The organism is Pseudomonas sp. NPDC090208, assembly GCF_044746785.1.
In the GTDB taxonomy this organism is placed as follows: Bacteria; Pseudomonadota; Gammaproteobacteria; order Pseudomonadales; family Pseudomonadaceae; genus Aquipseudomonas.
The window spans coordinates 257,000-276,234 of sequence record NZ_JBIVCU010000008.1 but is presented as its reverse complement, the minus strand read 5'-3'; the positions used below and the strand labels follow the sequence as shown (position 1 = coordinate 276,234).

11 protein-coding genes are annotated in these 19,235 nt (G+C 63.2%); 6 read left to right on the top strand and 5 right to left on the bottom strand.

Annotated features, from left to right (window positions below):
- The first annotated feature begins 92 nt into the window (after positions 1–92).
- The 3 genes from ACIPL0_RS15935 to ACIPL0_RS15925 all read left to right on the top strand — a co-directional run bounded on the left by ACIPL0_RS15935 (position 93) and on the right by ACIPL0_RS15925 (position 3,921).
- On the top strand, positions 93–953 hold the full coding sequence (locus ACIPL0_RS15935; protein ID WP_400602957.1) for an NAD(P)-dependent oxidoreductase: 861 nt from the start codon (positions 93–95) through the stop codon (positions 951–953).
- Positions 954–1,110: 157 nt separating this feature from the next.
- The gene (locus ACIPL0_RS15930) at positions 1,111–2,055 is read left to right on the top strand and encodes a transglycosylase SLT domain-containing protein (RefSeq protein WP_400602958.1); all 945 of its coding nucleotides are present in this window, start codon (positions 1,111–1,113) and stop codon (positions 2,053–2,055) included.
- A gap of 486 nt (positions 2,056–2,541) precedes the next feature.
- Complete coding sequence (locus ACIPL0_RS15925; RefSeq protein WP_400602959.1) at positions 2,542–3,921, top strand: MFS transporter; 1,380 nt, start codon at positions 2,542–2,544, stop codon at positions 3,919–3,921.
- On the opposite strand, the gene cydB is transcribed toward ACIPL0_RS15925, so the two are convergent.
- Together cydB and ACIPL0_RS15915 are read right to left on the bottom strand one after the other, a co-directional pair.
- Entirely contained in the window at positions 3,896–4,906 is a 1,011-nt protein-coding gene (gene cydB / locus ACIPL0_RS15920) for a cytochrome d ubiquinol oxidase subunit II (RefSeq protein WP_400602960.1), read from the bottom strand. The two genes, ACIPL0_RS15925 and cydB, sit on opposite strands and share 26 nt — an antisense overlap.
- 15 nt (positions 4,907–4,921) lie before the next feature.
- Positions 4,922–6,343, bottom strand: a complete 1,422-nt coding sequence (locus ACIPL0_RS15915; RefSeq protein ID WP_400602961.1) for a cytochrome ubiquinol oxidase subunit I — start codon at positions 6,341–6,343, stop codon at positions 4,922–4,924.
- A gap of 1,956 nt (positions 6,344–8,299) precedes the next feature.
- Between ACIPL0_RS15915 and ACIPL0_RS15910 the strand changes: the two genes are divergently transcribed.
- On the top strand, positions 8,300–11,266 hold the full coding sequence (locus ACIPL0_RS15910) for an ATP-binding protein (RefSeq protein ID WP_400731551.1): 2,967 nt from the start codon (positions 8,300–8,302) through the stop codon (positions 11,264–11,266).
- A 15-nt stretch (positions 11,267–11,281) separates the two neighbouring features.
- Here ACIPL0_RS15910 and ACIPL0_RS15905 read toward each other — a convergent pair whose 3' ends face one another.
- Complete coding sequence (locus tag ACIPL0_RS15905) at positions 11,282–13,372, bottom strand: winged helix-turn-helix domain-containing protein (RefSeq protein ID WP_400602584.1); 2,091 nt, start codon at positions 13,370–13,372, stop codon at positions 11,282–11,284.
- Positions 13,373–13,752: 380 nt separating this feature from the next.
- On the opposite strand from ACIPL0_RS15905, the gene ACIPL0_RS15900 reads away from it, so the two are divergent.
- Positions 13,753–14,427, top strand: coding sequence for a type 1 glutamine amidotransferase domain-containing protein (locus ACIPL0_RS15900; RefSeq protein WP_400602582.1), 675 nt, complete (start codon positions 13,753–13,755; stop codon positions 14,425–14,427).
- A 483-nt stretch (positions 14,428–14,910) separates the two neighbouring features.
- Here the strand turns inward: ACIPL0_RS15900 and ACIPL0_RS15895 are convergent, their stop codons facing one another.
- A complete protein-coding gene (locus ACIPL0_RS15895; protein WP_400602580.1) occupies positions 14,911–15,216 on the bottom strand; it encodes a putative quinol monooxygenase in 306 nt (101 codons plus the stop codon).
- A gap of 298 nt (positions 15,217–15,514) precedes the next feature.
- On the opposite strand from ACIPL0_RS15895, the gene ACIPL0_RS15890 reads away from it, so the two are divergent.
- The gene (locus tag ACIPL0_RS15890) at positions 15,515–16,801 is read left to right on the top strand and encodes an MFS transporter (RefSeq protein WP_400602578.1); all 1,287 of its coding nucleotides are present in this window, start codon (positions 15,515–15,517) and stop codon (positions 16,799–16,801) included.
- Positions 16,802–16,852: 51 nt separating this feature from the next.
- Here ACIPL0_RS15890 and ACIPL0_RS15885 read toward each other — a convergent pair whose 3' ends face one another.
- Entirely contained in the window at positions 16,853–19,132 is a 2,280-nt protein-coding gene (locus ACIPL0_RS15885) for an FdhF/YdeP family oxidoreductase (RefSeq protein ID WP_400602576.1), read from the bottom strand.
- Positions 19,133–19,235: the final 103 nt, after the last annotated feature.

Sequence of the window (19,235 nt, the reverse complement as noted above, 5' to 3'; positions counted from 1 at the left end):
GAGCTGATCTATCCTGACCCGGACTGCCTGAAGCGGCACGGGTGTGGTGGATTCACCACTCGCTCCTTTCAACTTCACACAGGAACACAGCCATGCAATCCATCTCCGTTCTCGGCCTTGGCGCGATGGGCGCCGCACTCTCCCGGGTCCTGCTGCAGTCGGGTTACCCGCTGACCGTCTGGAACCGCTCCGCTGGCCGGGCAGACGCGCTGGAAAAACAAGGCGCGCGCGTCGCCCCCGACCCGGCGTCGGCCATCCGCTCCAGTGACGTGACGATTGTCTGCGTCGACAACTACGACGTGTCGCTTTCCCTGCTCGATGCCGACCCGGGCGCAGTCCACGGCAAGGCGCTGATCCAGCTTTCCACCGGCAGTCCAAAAAACGCGCGAACCTTGAGTGATTGGGCCCACCGGCACGGCGCCCGTTACCTCGACGGGGCGATCATGGCGTTCCCCGAACAGATCGGCATGGCCGAGACATCGATCATCGCCTCGGGCGATATCGACGTATTCCGTGCGAATGAAGTGGCCTTGCGGGCTCTGGCGCCGGCGCTGGAATACCTGGGCGAGTCGGTCGGCACCGCTGCTGCTCAGGATTGCGCCGTCGCCGCCTACTTTGCCGGCGGCCTGATCGGCGCCCTGCACGGCGCGCTGATCTGCGAAACCGAGGGCCTGCCCGTGGACGCTTTCGCTTCGCGGCTCAACACCTTGTCGCCGGTACTGGGCGGCGATATCGAGCATCTGGGCAAGACCCTTGCCCAGGGCAATTTCGATCATCCCTATGCCAGCCTGAAAACCTGGAGCGCGGCGATTCGGCGTCTTTCGGTGCATGCACGCGAATCGGGGATCAACGGCGATTTTCCGGAGTTCGCCACGCGGCTTTTTGAGACAGGTGTGGACCGTGGCCTGGGCGATCAGGAGGTTTCCGCGTTGATCAAGGTCCTGCGCGGCTGATAACCGCGCGTTCAGCGGAACCTCATCCCGGCTTCCGACCACTCAGCCCACGCAAGCGGAATATCCCCGAATCCTGACCCGCGCGTCGCTTCGATGAGACTCCAGCCCCGCTTGCGCAACGGGCGTCTCATCACGCCGACAACTAGGGAGTACCGGTATGTCGTTATCCGTAAACGGAGGCTCTGCGTTCATCCCGCATAACCTCACGCCCCATGACCCGACTGGCGCAGCAGGCCAGCATCGGCAAAACGATCTCGCCACCTCGTTGCTGTTTGCCGGTGGCAACAGTGGCATGGTCAATTTCGCCCCGCCGTCGTCACGCATCGAAGGTCCGAATGAAAGCTCGCCGGTCTCGGCGGCACAGAACCGTTCAGTCCAGTCGCCCGGCAATGGCACCGGCACAGGCGCCACTGACGAGATCCTCAATCTGCTGCAATCGCTGCTGCAGGCCTTGCTCAGAATGCTGGGTGGCAACAACACACCCGATGCAGAAGGTGGGTCTGGTGGGTCTGGTGGAGGCTCCGGCGGGGGTTCGGGGGGTGGCTCCGGGGGGGGCAGCAGTCCGGCCGGTGGCAGCGCGTTCACGCCACAGAATCTCGCGGCCCAGCCGAGCAGCGGCGCACCGCAGACCCAAGCCAGCGAAGGCGCCACCAGCAACGCCAACGTCGGCAATGCGCCCAAGGGCATGCCCCAGGATCTGTGGAAAGACTGCGTGAACGCCGGCAACAAATTCGGCGTCGATCCCTTCGTGCTGGCGGCGCAGTCGAAGCAGGAAAGCAACTTCGGCCACGACCTCTCCGGTGCCAGCGGCGGCGACGGTGTCATGCAGGTGGAACCGAGCACCCGCGCGGCCTACGCCGGCCAATTCCAGGAAAAAACGGGGCACGCCTACAACCATGGCAGCCAGTCGGATCAGGTAGCGATGGCGGCGCTGATCATGGGCAGCAAAGGCGGCGACACCACCGCGCAGCTGCAACGATACAACGGCGGCGACAACTGGAAGCCGGGCGCGACAGACTCTTACGGACGGGTGATCAAGGCCGACGAATACGCGGCCAGCGTCGAGAACATCGCCAAACAACTGCGCGCCAGCGTGGCCTGACCCACCGCCTTCGCGGGCAAGCCCGCTCCCACAGGATCTGTGTTCGCCACCTGACTAATGGAGACACCCAATCCGTAGCAGTCTGGCTTGCCAGCGGTGGCGTTCTTGAGGGTGCCACCGCCGGCAAGCCGGACTGCTACGGGTCCGGGGACACTGCCAAAACGATAGGCGATCACAGGACTTGTGGGAGGGAGCCCTGCTCGCGAAAGCGGTGGACCAGTCTCCACGGCATTGTCTGATCTGACGCCTTCGCGAGCAGGGCTCCCTCCCACAGGATCTGTGTTCGCCGCCTGACTGATGGAGACACCCAATCTGTAGCAGCATGGCTTGCCGGCGGTGACCTCCTCAATTGCGCTATCGCCAGCAAGCCGGGCTGCTGCAGCGTCGGTATTGTGCAAACCTTCCTGTCGACCGAAACTGCGCAGCGCCAACACCGGAATCTGGGCTACTGTCCTCATCGGTTCCACTGCTCTCGGAGACACAACGATGCCCCTCGCGCGCGAGATAGACATTCAGGCCTTCATCGACGCACAACCCTTTTCCCGTTTGCAGTGGCGTGTGTGGGCGCTGTGTTTCGGTGTCCTGATTCTCGACGGCTTCGACGTGGTGATCATCGGCTTCATTGCCCCGGTGCTGTTGCTGGAGTGGACCTCGACGTCGACCGCTGCCATCGGCGTGGTCATCAGTGCCGGACTGGTCGGGCTGGCGATCGGTGCGCTGCTCGGCGGGCCGCTGGCCGATCGTTTCGGGCGGCGACCTGTGTTGACGGTCTCGGTGCTGTTTTTCGGCCTGATGAGCCTCGCCAGTGCACTGTCCCCAGACGTCACCACCTTATCGCTGCTGCGCTTTCTCACCGGTATCGGCCTGGGTGCATCGCAACCCACCGCGGCGGCGCTGGCCAGTGAGTATGCCCCGCGCAAATACCGCTCGCTGATGGTCACCACGGCCTACTGCGGCTTCGCCATCGGCGGTTCGTCGGCAGGCCTGCTGGCGAGCTACCTGCTGGCCGGACACAGCTGGCGCTGGTTGCTGGTGATCGGCGGCCTGATCCCGCTTGGCTATACGGTGCTGCTGTACGTGGCCCTGCCGGAGTCGGTGAAGTTCCTCGCCGCACAGAGGCGCACCAGTTCCCGGCTCACCGGCCTGATCAACCGAATCAGTCCCGCCAGCGCGGATGCCGGCACCTCATTCACCTCGCCGGCCATTCACCTGTCACGCCAAGGCACCATTGCCTCGCTGCTGTCGCCCGAATACCGACGCGCCACCCTGGCGATGTGGTGCGGTTTTTTCATGAACCTGTTGGTGGCGTACTTCTTCAACGGCTGGCTGCCGGTGCTGATGACCTTCGAAGGCTTCAACATCAGCGACTGCGTACTGGTGGGCGCCATGTTTCAGGCCGGCGGCATCCTCGGCATCGTCATCATCGGCTGGGAAATGGACCGCTTTCGCGCCCACCGCGTGCTGATGCTGACCCTGTCTGCTGCCGCCGTGCTGACCCTGGTGCTGGTCCGCGTCCAGCTGGGGCTGCACGGTTTCATGGCCCTGGCCTTCTTGCTCGGTTACTGCATCAACTCGGCCAATACCGGCTGGACGGCCATGGCCGCCAATTACTACCCGACCGAGATGCGCGCCACCGGCATCAGCTGGATGACCGGCATCGCCCGCTTCGGCGCGGTGGCCGGTGCGTACGGCGGCGGCCTGCTGCTGGCCCTGCACTGGCAGCCACCGCAATTGCTCAGCCTGTTGTTCGCGCCGCTTGCCGTGGCGGTCATTGCCGCCGGAATCAGGGGCGCAGTCGATGGCCGTACGCAGCCAGACCCATCACCCGCACTGTCAGCGCTCAGTGATAAGCATCCCCCACCCTGACCTTGCCGCGGAACACGTAATAGCTCCAGCAGGTGTACATCAGAATGATCGGCAGGATGAACAGCGCGCCGATCAGGATGAACAACTGACTGGTGGGCGGAGACGCCGCCTGCCACAAGCTCAACGACGGCGGCACGATATTGGGCCAGACGCTAAGGGCCAGGCCCAGATAACTGAGCACCATCAGCAGCAGGACGAACGCGAACGGCCAGTGAGTGTGATGCCGCCCCACCGTGTGTAACGCGCCGAACAGCGATGCCAGTACCAGCACTGCAGCGACCACGAGCAACAGCGGATGGGCCAGCCAGAAACCGCGAATCTGCGCGTTCAACAGCGCGGTCCACAGACTGGTGACCACCAGCACCGCAAACAGCAGCCACACCAGTGGACGGGTATAGATGCGCATCTGCGCTTCGAGCCGGCCTTCGGTCTTGACCAGCAACCAGGTGCTGCCCAGCGCGGCATACGCCACCAGCAACCCCAGGCCGCAGAACAGCGGAAACGGTGCCAGCCAGTCGAGATTGCCGCCGGTGAAGATCATGCCCTGAACCGGAATTCCGGCGATGTAGGTGCCGATCACCACACCCTGGCAAAACGTCGCCAGCACCGAACCGCCAATGAACGCCTTGTCCCAGATATGCCGTTTGCGCTGACTCGCCTTGAAGCGGAATTCAAAGGCGACCCCGCGAAAGATCAACCCCGCCAGCATCAACACCAGCGGCAGGTAAAGCGCTTCCAGAATCACCGAATAGGCGATCGGAAAGGCGCCGTACAAAGCCGCGCCGCCGAACACCAGCCAGGTTTCATTGCCGTCCCAGACCGGCGCCACGGTGTTCATCATCACATCGCGCTCATCACTGGCGGGGACCAGCGGAAACAGGATGCCGATGCCCAGATCGAAGCCATCCATGATCACGTACATCACGATGCCGATGGCGATGATCGCCGCCCAGATCAGCGACAGGTCTATGCCCTGAATACCCATGATCGGTTCACCTCTTCAATGGGTGTGACTGCTGTGTTCGATACCTTCGGGAACCGCCGACAGCGGCCGGCGCGGCGTGCGCTCGTGGCCGGGGCCGCCGACCGGCGCATGTTCCAGATGCGGCTGTGGCCCCCGGCGAACCAGACGCAGCATGTAACCGATGCCCACGGAAAACACCGAGCAATAGATCAACACGAACAGTGCCAGGGAAATGCTCATCTGCGCGACACTGTGCGGCGACGCCGCATCGGCGGTGCGCAACACGCCATACACCACCCACGGCTGGCGCCCGACCTCGGTGGTGATCCAGCCCGCGAGCATCGCCAGCAGCCCCGACGGCCCCATGCACAGCACCAGCCAGAGAAAGCCGCGATGCCGGTAAATACGCCCGCCACGGCGCAGCAGCAGACCCAGCAGGCCGGTCAGAATCATCAACATGCCAAGCCCTGCCATGACCCGAAAACTCCAGAAGACGATGGTCGAGTTGGGGCGTTCTTCCCGGGGAAAGCTTTTCAACGCCGGGATCTGTTTGCTCAGGCTGTGGGTCAGGATCAGGCTGCCCAGCCAGGGGACTTCCAGCTTGTAGCGGGTCTGCTCGGCGTCCATGTCCGGCCAGCCGATCAACACCAGCGGCGTCGGCGAATCATCGGTGTTTTCCCAGTGCCCCTCGATGGCAGCGATCTTCGCCGGCTGATGCTCCAGCGTGTTCAGCCCGTGGGCATCGCCGACGATGGCCTGGATCGGTGCGACAATCAGCGCCATCCACAGCGCCATCGACAGCATCTTGCGTACCGGCGGCGAATCGTTGCCACGCAGCAAGTGCCAGGCGGCACTGGCGCCAACGAAAAACGCCGTCGCCACAAAAGCGGCAATCGCCATGTGCGCCAGGCGGAAGGGGAACGACGGATTGAACACAATCGCCAGCCAGTCCACCGGGATCACCCGGCCGTCCACCACCTCGTAACCCTGCGGGGTTTGCATCCAGCTGTTGGACGCCAGAATCCAGAACGTCGACATCAGCGTGCCCAGCGCGACCATTAGCGTCGAAAAGAAATGCAGCCCGCGCCCTACCCGCGCCCAACCGAACAGCATCACCCCGAGAAAACCGGCTTCGAGGAAGAAGGCAGTGAGCACTTCATAGGTCAGCAACGGGCCGGTGATACTGCCGGCCACGGCGGAGAAACGGCTCCAGTTGGTGCCGAACTCGTAGGCCATGACCAGTCCGGAGACCACACCCATGCCGAAGTTGACGGCGAAGATTTTCGACCAGAACAGGTAAAGATCGCGATACGTCGACTGGCCCGTCTGCAGCCAGCGCCATTCCAGCACCGCCAGAAAACTCGCCAGCCCGATGGTGATCGCTGGAAACAGGATGTGGAACGACACGGTGAACGCAAATTGAATCCGCGCGAGATCCAGCGCCTCTGGACTTGGCATGACGGCACCTCTTCGGCTGTGCTTTGGAACACCTCGACTTTGCCTTCCCGCTTTCCGAGGTCAGCTGACGCAACCGGGTCGGTCGGGATCATGTGAGGATCATCTTCGTCACGTCCGAGCGATGTCGAGTTAAGCGCGGTGAAGAAAGGTGAATATGAGGGTGTGTGGGCCGTTTCGCCTTCGGCGAGTTGCGCAAACCTGTAGGAGCTGGCTTGTCCTGCGACCGGCGAGGCACTCGTCGTAAAACCTGTGCGTGCGGTGTGTCTGATGGATTGCTGGTCTGCTAACGCAGCCCTGTTTCGCCTACGGCACGTTACGCGGACCTTTGTAGAAGCTGGCTTGCCCTGCGAGCGGCGACGCAGTCGTCGTAAAACCTGCGCACTCGATTTGTCTGGTCTTGCGCTGTAGCTGCTAACGCAGCTTGGTTTCGCCTGGCGGCGAGTTACTTGGAAAAGCCCCAAGTAACCAAGGGCTCTTATCCCCGCCATACGGTGCCTCGCCACAGGCTCGGCATGCCCTCACTCCGGCGACGCTCCGTGGGCCCGCCGCGAATGGGCCATCCATGGCCCACGCGGCTCTCGCGGCATCCATGCCGCTCGACCCACTCCGCACCGCCTGCGTTCGGCCTTCTGGGACGGGGCCCCAAAAATCAAAAGCCAAATCAAAAGCCAGATCAAAAGCCGGCGAAACACACACTCCCTGTGGGAGCGGGCTCGCCCGCGAAGGCGGCCTTGAGATCGCCACCGCCGGCAAGCCGGACTGCTACGGGTTTGGCGACGTGCCGAAATCTGCCGGACACTCTCGAAACCTGTGGGAGCGAATTTATTCGCGATGCGATGTTCCTGACGATGGTTTCGTGCCGGCTGGACGGACATCGCGAATGAATTCGCTCCCACAGTGGATCTCCGCCGGTTCGGGGTACGCTGGTGTCAGCCAGTTTGCCTGCGTTGTCGTTCTCAAGATCCCTGACGCCGGTAAGTCGGACTGCTGCGGGGTGGCGTGTGCCATTTGATTTTGGCCGCAAGCCGTGGGAGCCGGCTTGCTGGCGATAGCGGTGTGTCAGGCAAATCGCTTTCGCGACCCTCGTAACCTCGGATCCCTCCCACAGGGGTCCGTGCTGGCTCCGCGGATTGTGTAGCCATGCCAAAATCCCGCAAACACGATAATCCGTGGGAGGGAGCCCTGCTCGCGAAGTCGTCAATCCAGACGATGCTGTGTCACCTGACCGACCGCCATCGCGAGCAGAGCTCCCTCCCACAATGATCTGTAGTGACCCCAACCTTGTTTGGCGTCCACACATCCGTAGCAGTCCGGCTTGCCGGCGGTGGCGATCTTGAGGACACCTTCGCGGGCGAGCCCGCTCCCACAGGGAATGCGCACGCTCGGCTTGTGCTTTTCAGCTTTTGATCTTGGGGCCCCGTTCCAGAAGGCCGCACGCAGGCGATGCGCAGTGGGCCGAGCGACAGGATGTCGCGAGAGCCGCGTGGGCCATGGATGGCCCATTCGCGGCGGGCCCACGGAGCATTGCCGGAGTGCGGGTATGCCGAGCCGAAGCGAGGCACCGTATGGCGGGGTAAAGAGCCCTTGGTTACTTGGGGCTTTTCCAAGTAACTCGCCGTCAGGCGAAACCAAGCTGCGTTAGCAGCTACAGCGCAAGACCAGACACACCGAGTGCGCAGGTTTACGACGACTGCGTCGCCGGTCGCAGGGCAAGCCAGCTCCTACAAGGGTTCGCGTAACGTGCCGCCAGGCGAAACAAGGCTGTATCAGCAGCCCGGCCCCACCGCAAGAAACATTGAGCTACACTCTCCGCGCCACTGTTTGCGCCGCTTCGAGGGCCACAGGCGTACAACCTGCCAGGGAGGTTTTTTGCGCTGACACGCATGTCACAACGCCGAAAGAATAGCCACGGCTCCGGGCGAGATCGTCATTCTGCCGTTCATTCAGGAGCGTTTTGTGATCGATGAAGCCGACAACGCCACGGAGCTGACATACACCTTCGGCCCCTTTCATTTCATACCTGCACGCAAGCTGTTACTCAAAGCCTCCACCCCCGTGCGTCTGGGCAGTCGTGCCCTGAGCGTATTAAACGCACTGGTCGAAAGGCCGGGTGAACTGATCAGCAATGCCGAACTCAGCGCACGGGCCTGGCCGGACAGCGCGCCGGACGACGACCGGCTCAACACTCAGATCGCCGCACTGCGCGAGGCGCTGGGTGACGGTTATGGCGATGACCATTACGTGACGGGCGTCGCGCAGATCGGCTATCGCTTCGTCGCGCCGGTCGCCCCTCGGCACAGCCACAGACTCGACACCGAGCACCTCACCACGCCCTCCCCGCTGCACAACCTGCCGCCTCTCGGCGCCGAGCCTGTCGGGCGCGCGCAAACCGTGCGGCTGTTGCAGGAACACCTGCGCCATGACCGGCTGGTGACCCTGGTCGGCCCGGGCGGTATCGGCAAGACCACGGTGGCGCTGACCATTGCCAGAGCGTCGCTCGGCGAATACGAACATGGCGTCTGGCTACTGGACATCGGCGCCCTGCGCGATCCCCACGCCCTGGCCGGCACGCTGGCGACGGCGCTGGATCTGACCTTTCACTCGGCCGATCCACTGCCGGTGCTGATCAAGTTCCTGCAAGACAAACATCTGCTGATCATCCTCGACAGCTGCGAACACCTGATCGACGCCGCCGCTGCGCTGGCCGAGCATTTGCTCGCAGGCGCTCCGGACGTTGTCTTGCTGGCGACCAGCCGTGAGCCGTTGCGTTTCCGTGGCGAGCGGGTCGAACACCTGCCCGCCCTGCTGACCCCGCCACCGGGCAGCGAGCTGTCGGCAGCCAGTACCCAGGCCTATTCCTCGGTGCAGCTGTTCGTCAAACGCGCCCGCGCCAGCCTGGAAAGCTTCGAGCTGACCGACGAGAACGCCGCGCTGATCGTGGACATCTGCCGCAAGCTCGACGGCATCGCGCTGGCGATCGAACTGACGGCCAGCCGGGTCGGGACGTTCAGTCTGCCGGTTTTGCTGTCGATGCTGGATAACCGTTTTCGTCTGCTGCATCAGGAACGCCGCTCGATCCTGCCCCGCCATCGCTCGCTGGCGGCCGCGCTGGAATGGAGCCACGAGACGCTGACCGGCAACGAGCGAATCGCCCTGCGCCGCATCGCCCTGTTCACCGGTGGCTTCAGTTTCGAGGCGGCCCATGCATTGACCGGGCTGGATGCCGTGAGCGCCATCGAAAGCATTGACGGCCTGGTCGCCAAGTCACTGTTGACCGTCGAGAGCAAAGGCATCGAGCTTCAATACCGGCTGCTGGACACCACCCGCTCCTATGCCTTGCAGAAACTCGAAGAGAGCGGCGAGTTCAGCCTGTGGCAACGCAAGCACGCCGAGTACTGCCGTGATCTGTTCATTCGCGCGGAGGCCGAATGGTCGGCGAGGAACACCAGCGAGTGGACCGACAAATACCGCCTGCGCCTGGGCGATGTGCGCGACGTGCTCAACTGGGCGTTTTCCGCGGAGGGCGATGTTGCCATCGGCATCGCGCTGACCGTGGCGGTCATTCCGCTGTGGATGCATCAGTCGATGCTCGGCGAACTGAACGAGAGCGTATCCCGCGCGCTCGCAAGCCAGGGCCGAGGTTATCCGCTGGCCGACAGGGAGTTGATGAAGCTGCACGCCGCGCGCGGGGCAACGCTGATGTACACCCAGGGGCTGGCGCCGGAGATCGATGCGGCCTGGACCCAGACCCTGCAAGTGGCGCAGCGTCTGAGCGACAGCGAATACCAGTTGCGCGCGCTGTGGGGGCTGGCCGCTTATCGCGTGTACATCGGCAATTATCAGGAAGGCCTGCAACTGCTGGAGCGCTTTGAAACCATCGCCGTCCGGCGCAAGGACACGGCGGCGCAGATGGACTGCGACCGTCTGGTGGCGACCGCCCTGCACTATCTGGGTGAGCAGGATCTGGCCAGACAACACCTGGACAACCTGATCAGCGACTACGTGCCGCCGCCGCAGCGCTCGCGCATGGCGCGCTTTCAGCTCGACCAGCACGTCGCTGCGCGCGTGCTGCTGAGCAATATCCAGTGGCTGCAAGGCCAGCCCGATCAAGCGGTGCAGACCGCACGCAGCGCGCTGAACGACGCCTTGAGCACCGATCATGCGCTGTCGATCTGCAACGCGCTGGTGCTCGCGCATTGCCCGGTGTCGCTGTACGTCGGCAACCTGGACGAAGCTCGCCGCGGCCTCACGCTGCTGTTCGAGCACCAGCTCCGGTACGGTCTGGTGCTGTGGAACGATCTGGCGCGCTGCCTGGAAGGCACCCTGCTGATCCTGCAGGGCAACTGCGCGGGTGTGACGCACTTGCAGCAGGCCATCGATGAGCTGTGCCATTCGCGCTTCGGCATGCGCTACCCCTACTTCCTCGGCGTGCTGGCTTCGGGCTACGGGGCGCTGGGCGACCGCTCGCGCGCCCGTGACACCATCCAGCGCGCGATCAAGTGGTGTTCGCAGCATGAAGAACACTGGTGCATCGCCGAATTGCTGCGTATCAAGGGCGATCTGCTGGTGATGGAAGGCGCGACCGCCTCGCTGGCGGCGGCTGAAGATTGCTACCTGAAATCACTGGAATGGTCTCGTCGGCAACGCCTGCTCGCCTGGCAACTGCGCACCGCGATCAGCCTCGCCCGGTTCTGGCAGAAACGCGGCGCTTGCTCCCAGGCCGAATCCCTGCTGACGTCGACCTATGCGCTGTTTGAGGAAGGCTTCGACAACACTGACCTGCAGGCTGCCAAGGCGCTGATCCGCGCCTTGCGTGATCCCTCCGGGCAGGCGGACTACGCGGGTGAAGACCTCGATCAGGACGACGAGAGCCGGCTGACGCCGTTGTCGGTCCTGCGCGCTCACCCGCTGAACCGGCTCTGAACCTGCTAGAGGCGATCAGACGTTTTCAATCGCTCGCCGCGTCAGCTTCAGATCGCGCAGCTCGAAGCCCTCGGTAAACCGATAGTAGACACCGCGCAAGCCGTCTTTGGCGGCGGTGCTGCGGCGCGTGGACCGGGCGGCGCCGGCGGCGACAAGGGCCACCCGCAACTCCCAGAACAGCGCCGACTGTTGTCGGGCGCACTGCATGGCCCGGCTCAACACATCGTCGATCACCCCATGCTCCAGACCCGGCATGTCCAGCAACACCTCAGCCTTGTTGCGCAGCAGATCGGCCAGATTGCAGACGCCACCGGACTTCTTCGCCAGGTCAATGGCCTGATTGATCGCCACCAGCGCTTCAAAGCCGTGCCCGCAATGGCGCAACGACTCGCAGAGTGTCTGCCACGCCTCGGTTTCGAGGATTTTCAACGCGTACCCGCCACACTGCTCCAGGCCTCCCCACAACCGGTGCGCACCGGTTTCCGAGGCGCCACTCGCCGACAGCAGGCGACACTGCAAGGCCAGCGTCACCGCGGGATCGAAGCCGGCCTGATACTCGGCGGGTTGCAGGTCGAACTCCTGCAGCAATCGGCCCGCCTGTTCGTCCCGGCCGTTGTGCATGAGCACCTCGAAACACAGCGCCAGACACAGGTAAAAAGCGTCCGGCCGCCTGCGCGCCTCCCCCAGTGCATTGAACGCCGAGCGTAACGCCTGCACCGGCATGCCCCGCAGCAACGCCACCCGGGCGCTGGTCGCACAGGCAAAATTGCGCTGGCGCAGTTCGAAATAGCGCAGCGACCGCAGCTTGCTGTTTTTCGCCAGCTCCGCGCTGTCGCCGAACCGGCTCTGGGCCAGCAGCTGGTTACCCAGATAATGATCGGCACTGCCCGTCAGCCAGTACGAGATGACTCTTTCCGCCTCGCCGCCGTGCAGCGAACACTCCGCCGCATAGCGCTCGCTCAGCTCCGCTGCGCGCTGGAACTCACCGTTGATCATCAGCGCCAGATGCAGACCGGCCATGAAATTGAACATGCCCGGCAGATCTCCCGTGCTGCGGGATAACTCCAGCCCCTGCTGCATGGCGTCCGTGACCTCGGCGCCGTAATCGCTCTGGGCGAAGCCGACCACCGCCAGCAATTCCAGCAGCTCGATCTCGACCGCCGTGCCGTGCAGGCGTTTACCCAGCCCGGCCAGACAGCGCTGACAACAGCGCCTGCACTCGCGCAGGCGCCCCGCAACGAGCAGCAGCCGTGCCACGCTGTAGCCAATGCTGGCGCTCAGTACCGAATCGGCGTGGCTCGACAGGTAGCCATTCATGGCCGCCAGCACATTATCGACGTCGGGCAGATCGGCGGGCGAGGCATCGTTGTCGGTGAGCGCGTGCTCATTGGCATAGCGCCGGGCCTGTTCGAGGTACCACAGCGCATGTCGGCGTCTGAGGCCGTCATGGGTGTCTGCCGAAGCCGGGTGAGCGGCAACCCAGGTTTTGGCCGGCGCGGACAACGTGAACAGCAGCCGCCCTTGCTGCGCGTGAGGCACCACCAGCGCCTGGTCGACCAGCCCGGCGAAGGCTTCACTGAGCACCCCGGCGCGGTCATCGTCGTCGCTCAGCACCGCGATCACATCGTCCAGCGAAAAGGGCCCGGCGAACACGGCGAGCTGACAGAGCAGTTGGCGGGGCAATTCCGGCAGATCCAGCCATGAGCCGGGCGCTGGCCGACTGTCCGGCACCCCGGGGGACACGATGAGCGCTGGCGCCTCGACCGGCGGCAGATCCGCTTCCGGGCATTCCAGCGGCCTGACCGCCGCTGCGAAGTAATAGCCCCGCCCGGCGATGCTGGCGATATAGCGCACGCCGTCCTTGCCGCAGCCGAGGGCGCGGCGCAGATGGCCGATCTGCACCCGGACATTGGAGGTTTCGATGATCATCCCCGGCCACGCGGTGGCCATCAGCTCGCGATGGGTCAGGACATTGCCGTCGGAGCGCACCAGCGCCACCAGGATGTCGAACGCCCGACTGCCGAGGGGCACCGCGACATTGTCTTTCTGCAGTATCCGGGCTCTGGGGTGCAGGCAGTACGCGCCGAACTCGAAGGCGTCGCTCATCGCTTTCCCTCCTTTACCTGTGATCGTCGAGGAATTCAGCAGAGACGGACGCCCTGACACCTACCCCAGCAAGAATATTCGCGGCTGGCGCAACGGTTGAGGTTTGTTGAGACCGACTTGTTATCAGAACCGCAGCGGTATGCCGCCGTTGAACATAAAAAACACTCCGCTGGCAGGGGTTCAGCCCTTGCCCCGACAGGCCCGGGACGGACGGCTATATTGGACACCACGTTTCACGGCTTTTTACGTGCCAGCGAAAAACCCCGGTGTTAGCGTGGTCTGCGTTCCTTATCCCACCCGGCGCCACCCCCTGACGGCGATGACGCTCCCGCTGGCGAGACACTCGCAGATTTCGTTTTTTCCATGAAAGGAGATCGGAGATGAGCACCAAATACGTACTGTTCATTGTGACCAACGCCGGCGTCATCGGCCCCAAAAAGCGCAAGACCGGTTTCTTCTTCCCGGAAATCGCCCACCCCTTCGAAGTGTTGGACAAGGCTGGCGTGGCGGTCGAATTCGCCTCGCTTGAAGGCGGCAGGCCGCCAGAGGACGGCTTTGACGAGTCGGACCACGTGCAGACCGATTTTCTCAAGACCATGGCCTACCAGCGCCTGGGCCACAGCCGCAAGCTCTCGGAAGTCGACGTGCTCAACTACGACGCCATTTTCATTCCCGGCGGGCTCGGGCCGATGGTGGATATTGGCAAGAATCCGCAGATCATCCAGGCGGTGTCCCGGGCCTGGGACGCTGGCAAAGTGGTCTCGGCGGTCTGTCACGGGCCTGTTGCGTTCCTCGATGTGAAGCTGGCGGACGGCAGTTCGTTGATCAAGGGGCGCAAACTGACCTCGTTTTCAAAAAGCGAAGAGTACAACTACGCCCGCGAGGACGTGCCCTACGAGCTTGAAGATGCGTTGCGCGAACAGGGTGCGATCTACTCGTCGGTGGCGGACTGGCAGCCCAACCTGGTCGTCGATGGCCGCTTGATCACCGGACAGAACCCGGCGTCGGGCGGACTGGTGGGCCAGGCGATTATCGATGCGTTCAAAAAGCAGTAGCACACGACAAAACCGTGGGAAGGCGCTCTGCTCGCGATGGCGGTGGCTCAGGCACTGATGTGCTGACTGACACTCCGCTATCGCGAGCAAGCTCACTCCTACAGTGGTTGATTCTGGCTGAGATCTCTGGCACACCCAAAACCCGTGGGAGGGAGCTCTGCTCGCGAATGCGGCGGTTCAGGCAATGATGTGCTGGCTGACACACCACCATCGCGGGCAAGCGCGCTCCTACGGTGAAATGTTCTGGCCGAAATGCATCACACGCCACGAAATTGTAGGAGTGAGCTTGCTCGCGATTGCGGTGGTTCAGGCAATGATGTGCTGGCTGACACTCCGCTATCGCGAGCAAGCTCACTCCTACAGTGGTTGATTCTGGCCGAGATCTGTAGCACACCGTCAATCCGGTGGGAGGGAGCTCTGCTCGCGATGGCGGCGGTTCAGGCTCTGCGGGTGCCCACTGACACACCGCAAGCACTCCAGCTATCAGGATTCCGGCTCGACCTCCACCGGCACAACCACATGGGCCTGGCGCTCCGCCAGGGTCTCCACCAGTGACACGTAATGCTGGAAGTGCGGTGTCTGCCGATGCGCGGCGACCGCGGCTTCGTCGATGTACAACTCATCCAGCACAAAGCGTCCGGGTGTACCCGGATCTCGCCAGATGTCCCAACGCAGGTTGCCCGGTTCATTGCGGCTGGGCGCAACCATGCCCCGCAACAGAGCTTCCAGTGCCTGGGCCTTGTCCGGTCTTGCCGTCAATACCGCCATGATCTTCGTCTGTTGACTCACGGTACACACCCCTCTCTGGTCGGCCGGTCTGAATACACCCTTGCAGCATCTGCCTGGAACTTCCAGCTGGAAAGTAAAGGCTGGTGAAGTGTTGTAAGAGACAACTAACCCACGCTCTTACCAACATTGCCAATCTGCAACATTACGGAAATGAATTTCTCCCCTCGGCAGCGCTCCGGCAAAGTTGCGCCCATCCAGACGGGCCGTAAAGCCCCGGCGGAACGCCTGTAAACCTTGGCTTTTTCTGACGCGACCCTGCAGTTCGCCCAAGACGTCCACTTATATCGAGGAAACTCTCATGACATCCCCAGTATTGCTGGACCGTAATGCTGCGCGCGCTTCTCGTCCCGCCAGCGTCGATGCAAACCAAAAAACCACCGTTGCCCTGTCGAGCAACCTGGCCCGTTCCCTGGCGCTGTTTGCCCTGGCACTGGGCAGTTTCTGTATCGGCACCTCCGAATTCGCCAGCATGGGCGTGATTCAATTGTTCTCTGCCAGCCTGGGTATCGACATTCCCCACGCCACCAACGCGGTCACCGCCTACGCCCTCGGCGTGGTCATCGGCGCACCCGCTGTCACCCTGGCAGCCGCACGGCTCAACCGCAGAACCCTGCTGTTGTTGCTGATGGCCCTGTTCGTCGTCGGCAACGTGCTGTCGGCCATTGCGAGCAGCCTTGATTTTCTGGTGGTCGCCCGCTTCATCAGCGGCCTGCCGCAAGGCGCCTACTTCGGTGCCGGGGCGATGGTGGCCTCGTGGATCATGGGCCCGGGCCAATCCGGCCGAGCGTTCGCCATCGTCATGACCGGGCTCACCGTGGCGACGATCATCGGCTCGCCCATGGCAACCTTTATCGGGCAACACCTGGGCTGGCGTGAAACCTACCTGGCGGTCGCGGCTCTTTCAGCCCTGGCGCTGCTCGCCATCCGCCAATGGCTGCCGCGTTCTTCGGCACTGGACGGCGCACCGGTGATTCAAGAGCTGTCTGCCCTGCGCAAGGGCCAGCTGTGGGCGATGATGGCGGTGGCGACCACCGGGATCGCCAGCCTGTTCGCGGTCTACACCTTTGTCGGGCCGATCGTGACCGATGCGGCGCACCTGGCCCAAGGCATGATCCCGGTCGCCCTCGCCGTCTTCGGTATCGGCATGACCGCAGGGAATGTGGTGGGTGGTCAACTGGCCGACCGTTTTCCGGCCCGCGGTATCGTGTTGGGCTTCGGCCTGGCGCTGGTGGTGCTGGTGGTGATTGCCCTGTTCGGCCAGAACCCATGGATCCTGCTGCCGGCACTGTTCATCCTCGGCGCCGGCCTGATGGCGTCGATCCCGACCATGCAGGTTCGCCTGACCCGCCTTGCCCCGCAGGCCCCTTCGCTGATCGGTGCCATGACCCTCGCCGCGTGCAACCTGGGCAACGCCCTCGGCGCATGGGGTGCGGGCACCACGATCAAGGCCGGTCACGGTCTGCTGTCCGCCGGCTGGGCAGGTTTCGCCATGACCCTGTCGGGGCTGGTGATATTCGGCCTGATCCTGCTGGCTGGCCGTCGTGCCAGCGCGGTCAACCAGGCTGCAGCCGCTGCGCAGGATTGATCGCCACATGAAGAAAGGGCCCCGAAGGGCCCTTTTTTTGTCTCGGGGTTTTCAACTACCCGACCATTGTGATCGCATCACCCTCACCGGCACTGACTTGTACGAAGGCGTTCCGCTGTCCGGGTCAATGTAATCGAGCGGCACCAGTTGATTGGCCTCCGGGTAGTAGGCGCCGACCGAACCGTCGGAAATCTTGAATTCGATCGCCGTGATTTTCTCGTAACGCAGCTTGCGCCCCGGCGTGGCCGTTTCGATATCGACCAGATCGCCATGGGCCAGCCCGCGTGATTGCAGATCCGCATGGCTCATGAACAGCACGTCTCGCCGACCGAACACGCCACGGTAACGATCGTCCAGCGCATAAATGGTGGTGTTGTACTGGTCATGGCTGCGCAGCGTGATCAGGCGCAGCACGTCCTCGCCTTCCACCACCTTGTCTTCATGCAGTCCGGGAAATACGAAGAACTCGGCCTTGCCCGACGGCGTCAGCCAGACGCGCTCGGTCGCTGCCAGCGGCATGCGGAAACCACCGGGCACGCGGATACGCTCGTTGTAACGGTCGAAACCCGGCACGGTTTTTTCGATCAGGTCGCGAATCCTGTCGTAGTCGGCGACCAGCTCCTGCCAGGCCACCTTGCTGTTGGGCAGGGTCGCCTGGGCAATGCCCGCCACGATGGCCGGCTCCGAGCGCAGCAAGTCGGATGCCGGGGTGAGGTTACCGGCCGAGGCATGCACCATCGACATCGAATCCTCCACCGTCACGGCCTGTTGCCCGCTGGCCTGGATGTCGATTTCGGTACGGCCCAGGCACGGCAGCACGAAGGTTTCCTTCGCCACCAGCAGATGGCTGCGGTTGAGTTTGGTGCCAATGTGTACGGACAAATCCAGCCTGGCCATGGCCGGGAAACACTGCCCCGGATCCGGCAAGGCCACGGCAAAGTTGCCGCCCAGGCACAGCAGTGCCTTGGATTTCCCGGCGATCATCGCCTCCATCGCTTGCACCGCATCATGGCCGTGATCGGCCGGAGGCTTGAAGCCCAACACTTCATCGATCTTGTCGAGAAAGCTGGCGGAAGGTTTTTCCGTGATGCCGACGGTGCGGTTGCCCTGCACGTTGGAGTGTCCGCGCAGCGGACAGATACCGGCTCCGGGCTTGCCCAGATTGCCGCGCAACATCAGCAGATCGCAGATCAAACGCACCGTGGCGGTGCCTTCGTTGTGCTGGGTGACGCCCATGCCGTAAGTGACGATGGTGGCGTTGGACTTGGCATAGGCGGCCGCCACTTTCTCCATCTCCAGCTGACTCAGGCCGCTGGCGTGCTCGATATCTGCCCACGCGGTGCCGAGCAAATCCGCCTTCAGCGCGTCGAACCCTTGGGTGTGCTGACGGATGAACTCATGATCGAGGACCTGGCCGACACTGTCTTCCAGCTCCAGCAGCGCCTTCATCACGCCTTTGATGGCCGCTGCGTCGCCGCCGGCCTTGACCATCAGATACGTGGAAGCGATCGGTGTCGATCCGAACGTCGCCATCTCCACCATGCTTTGCGGGTCGGCAAAGCGCTCCAGAGCGCGCTCGCGCAACGGGTTCAGCACCATGATCGGAACCTTGCGCCGCGACGCTTCATGCAGCGTGCCCATCATGCGTGGGTGATTGGTGCCGGGATTATGGCCAATGGACAGGATCAACTCGCAGACGTCGAAATCTTCCAGCGACACCGTGCCTTTGCCGATCCCGATGGACCGGGGCAATCCGACACTGGTGGGTTCATGGCACATGTTCGAACAGTCCGGAAAGTTGTTCGTGCCATATTCCCGGGCCAGCAGTTGATACAAGTAAGCGGCCTCGTTGGACGCCCGACCGGAGGTATAAAACTCCACTTCATGGGGTTGCAGCGTTTGCAGCACCTCGCCGATCCGCTTGAACGCGTCGTCCCACTCTATCGGCTTGAAGGTATCGCTGGCCCGGTCATACACCAGCGGGTGAGTCAGCCGGCCGAGGTCTTCCAGTTCATAATCCGAACGGCGCAACAACGATGACACCGGGTGAGTGGCGAAGAATTCCGGCGTCACGCGTTTTTTGGTGGCCTCCCAGGTCACGGCCTTGGCGCCGTTCTCACAGAATTGAAAGGTCGATTTGTGTTCCTTGTCGGGCCAGGCGCAGCCGGGGCAGTCAAAGCCCTCGGGCTGGTTGGTGCGCAGCAGGGCTATGGGCGCCTTGAGGGCATTCATCTGCTCTCGAACCGCTGTCGCCGTTGCTTTCAGGGCGCCCCAGCCGCCAGCGGGGCCATCGTAGTCGCGTATACCGGGCACTTCGCGTCGAGTAGACATGGTCGTTCCTCATCGGGCTGCCGTCGTTTGCATCGGTTCGGCGCTGCATACGCGCCAGAACATTCAAGTTTTCAATCAGGTATTCACGTATAGAGCCGTTGAA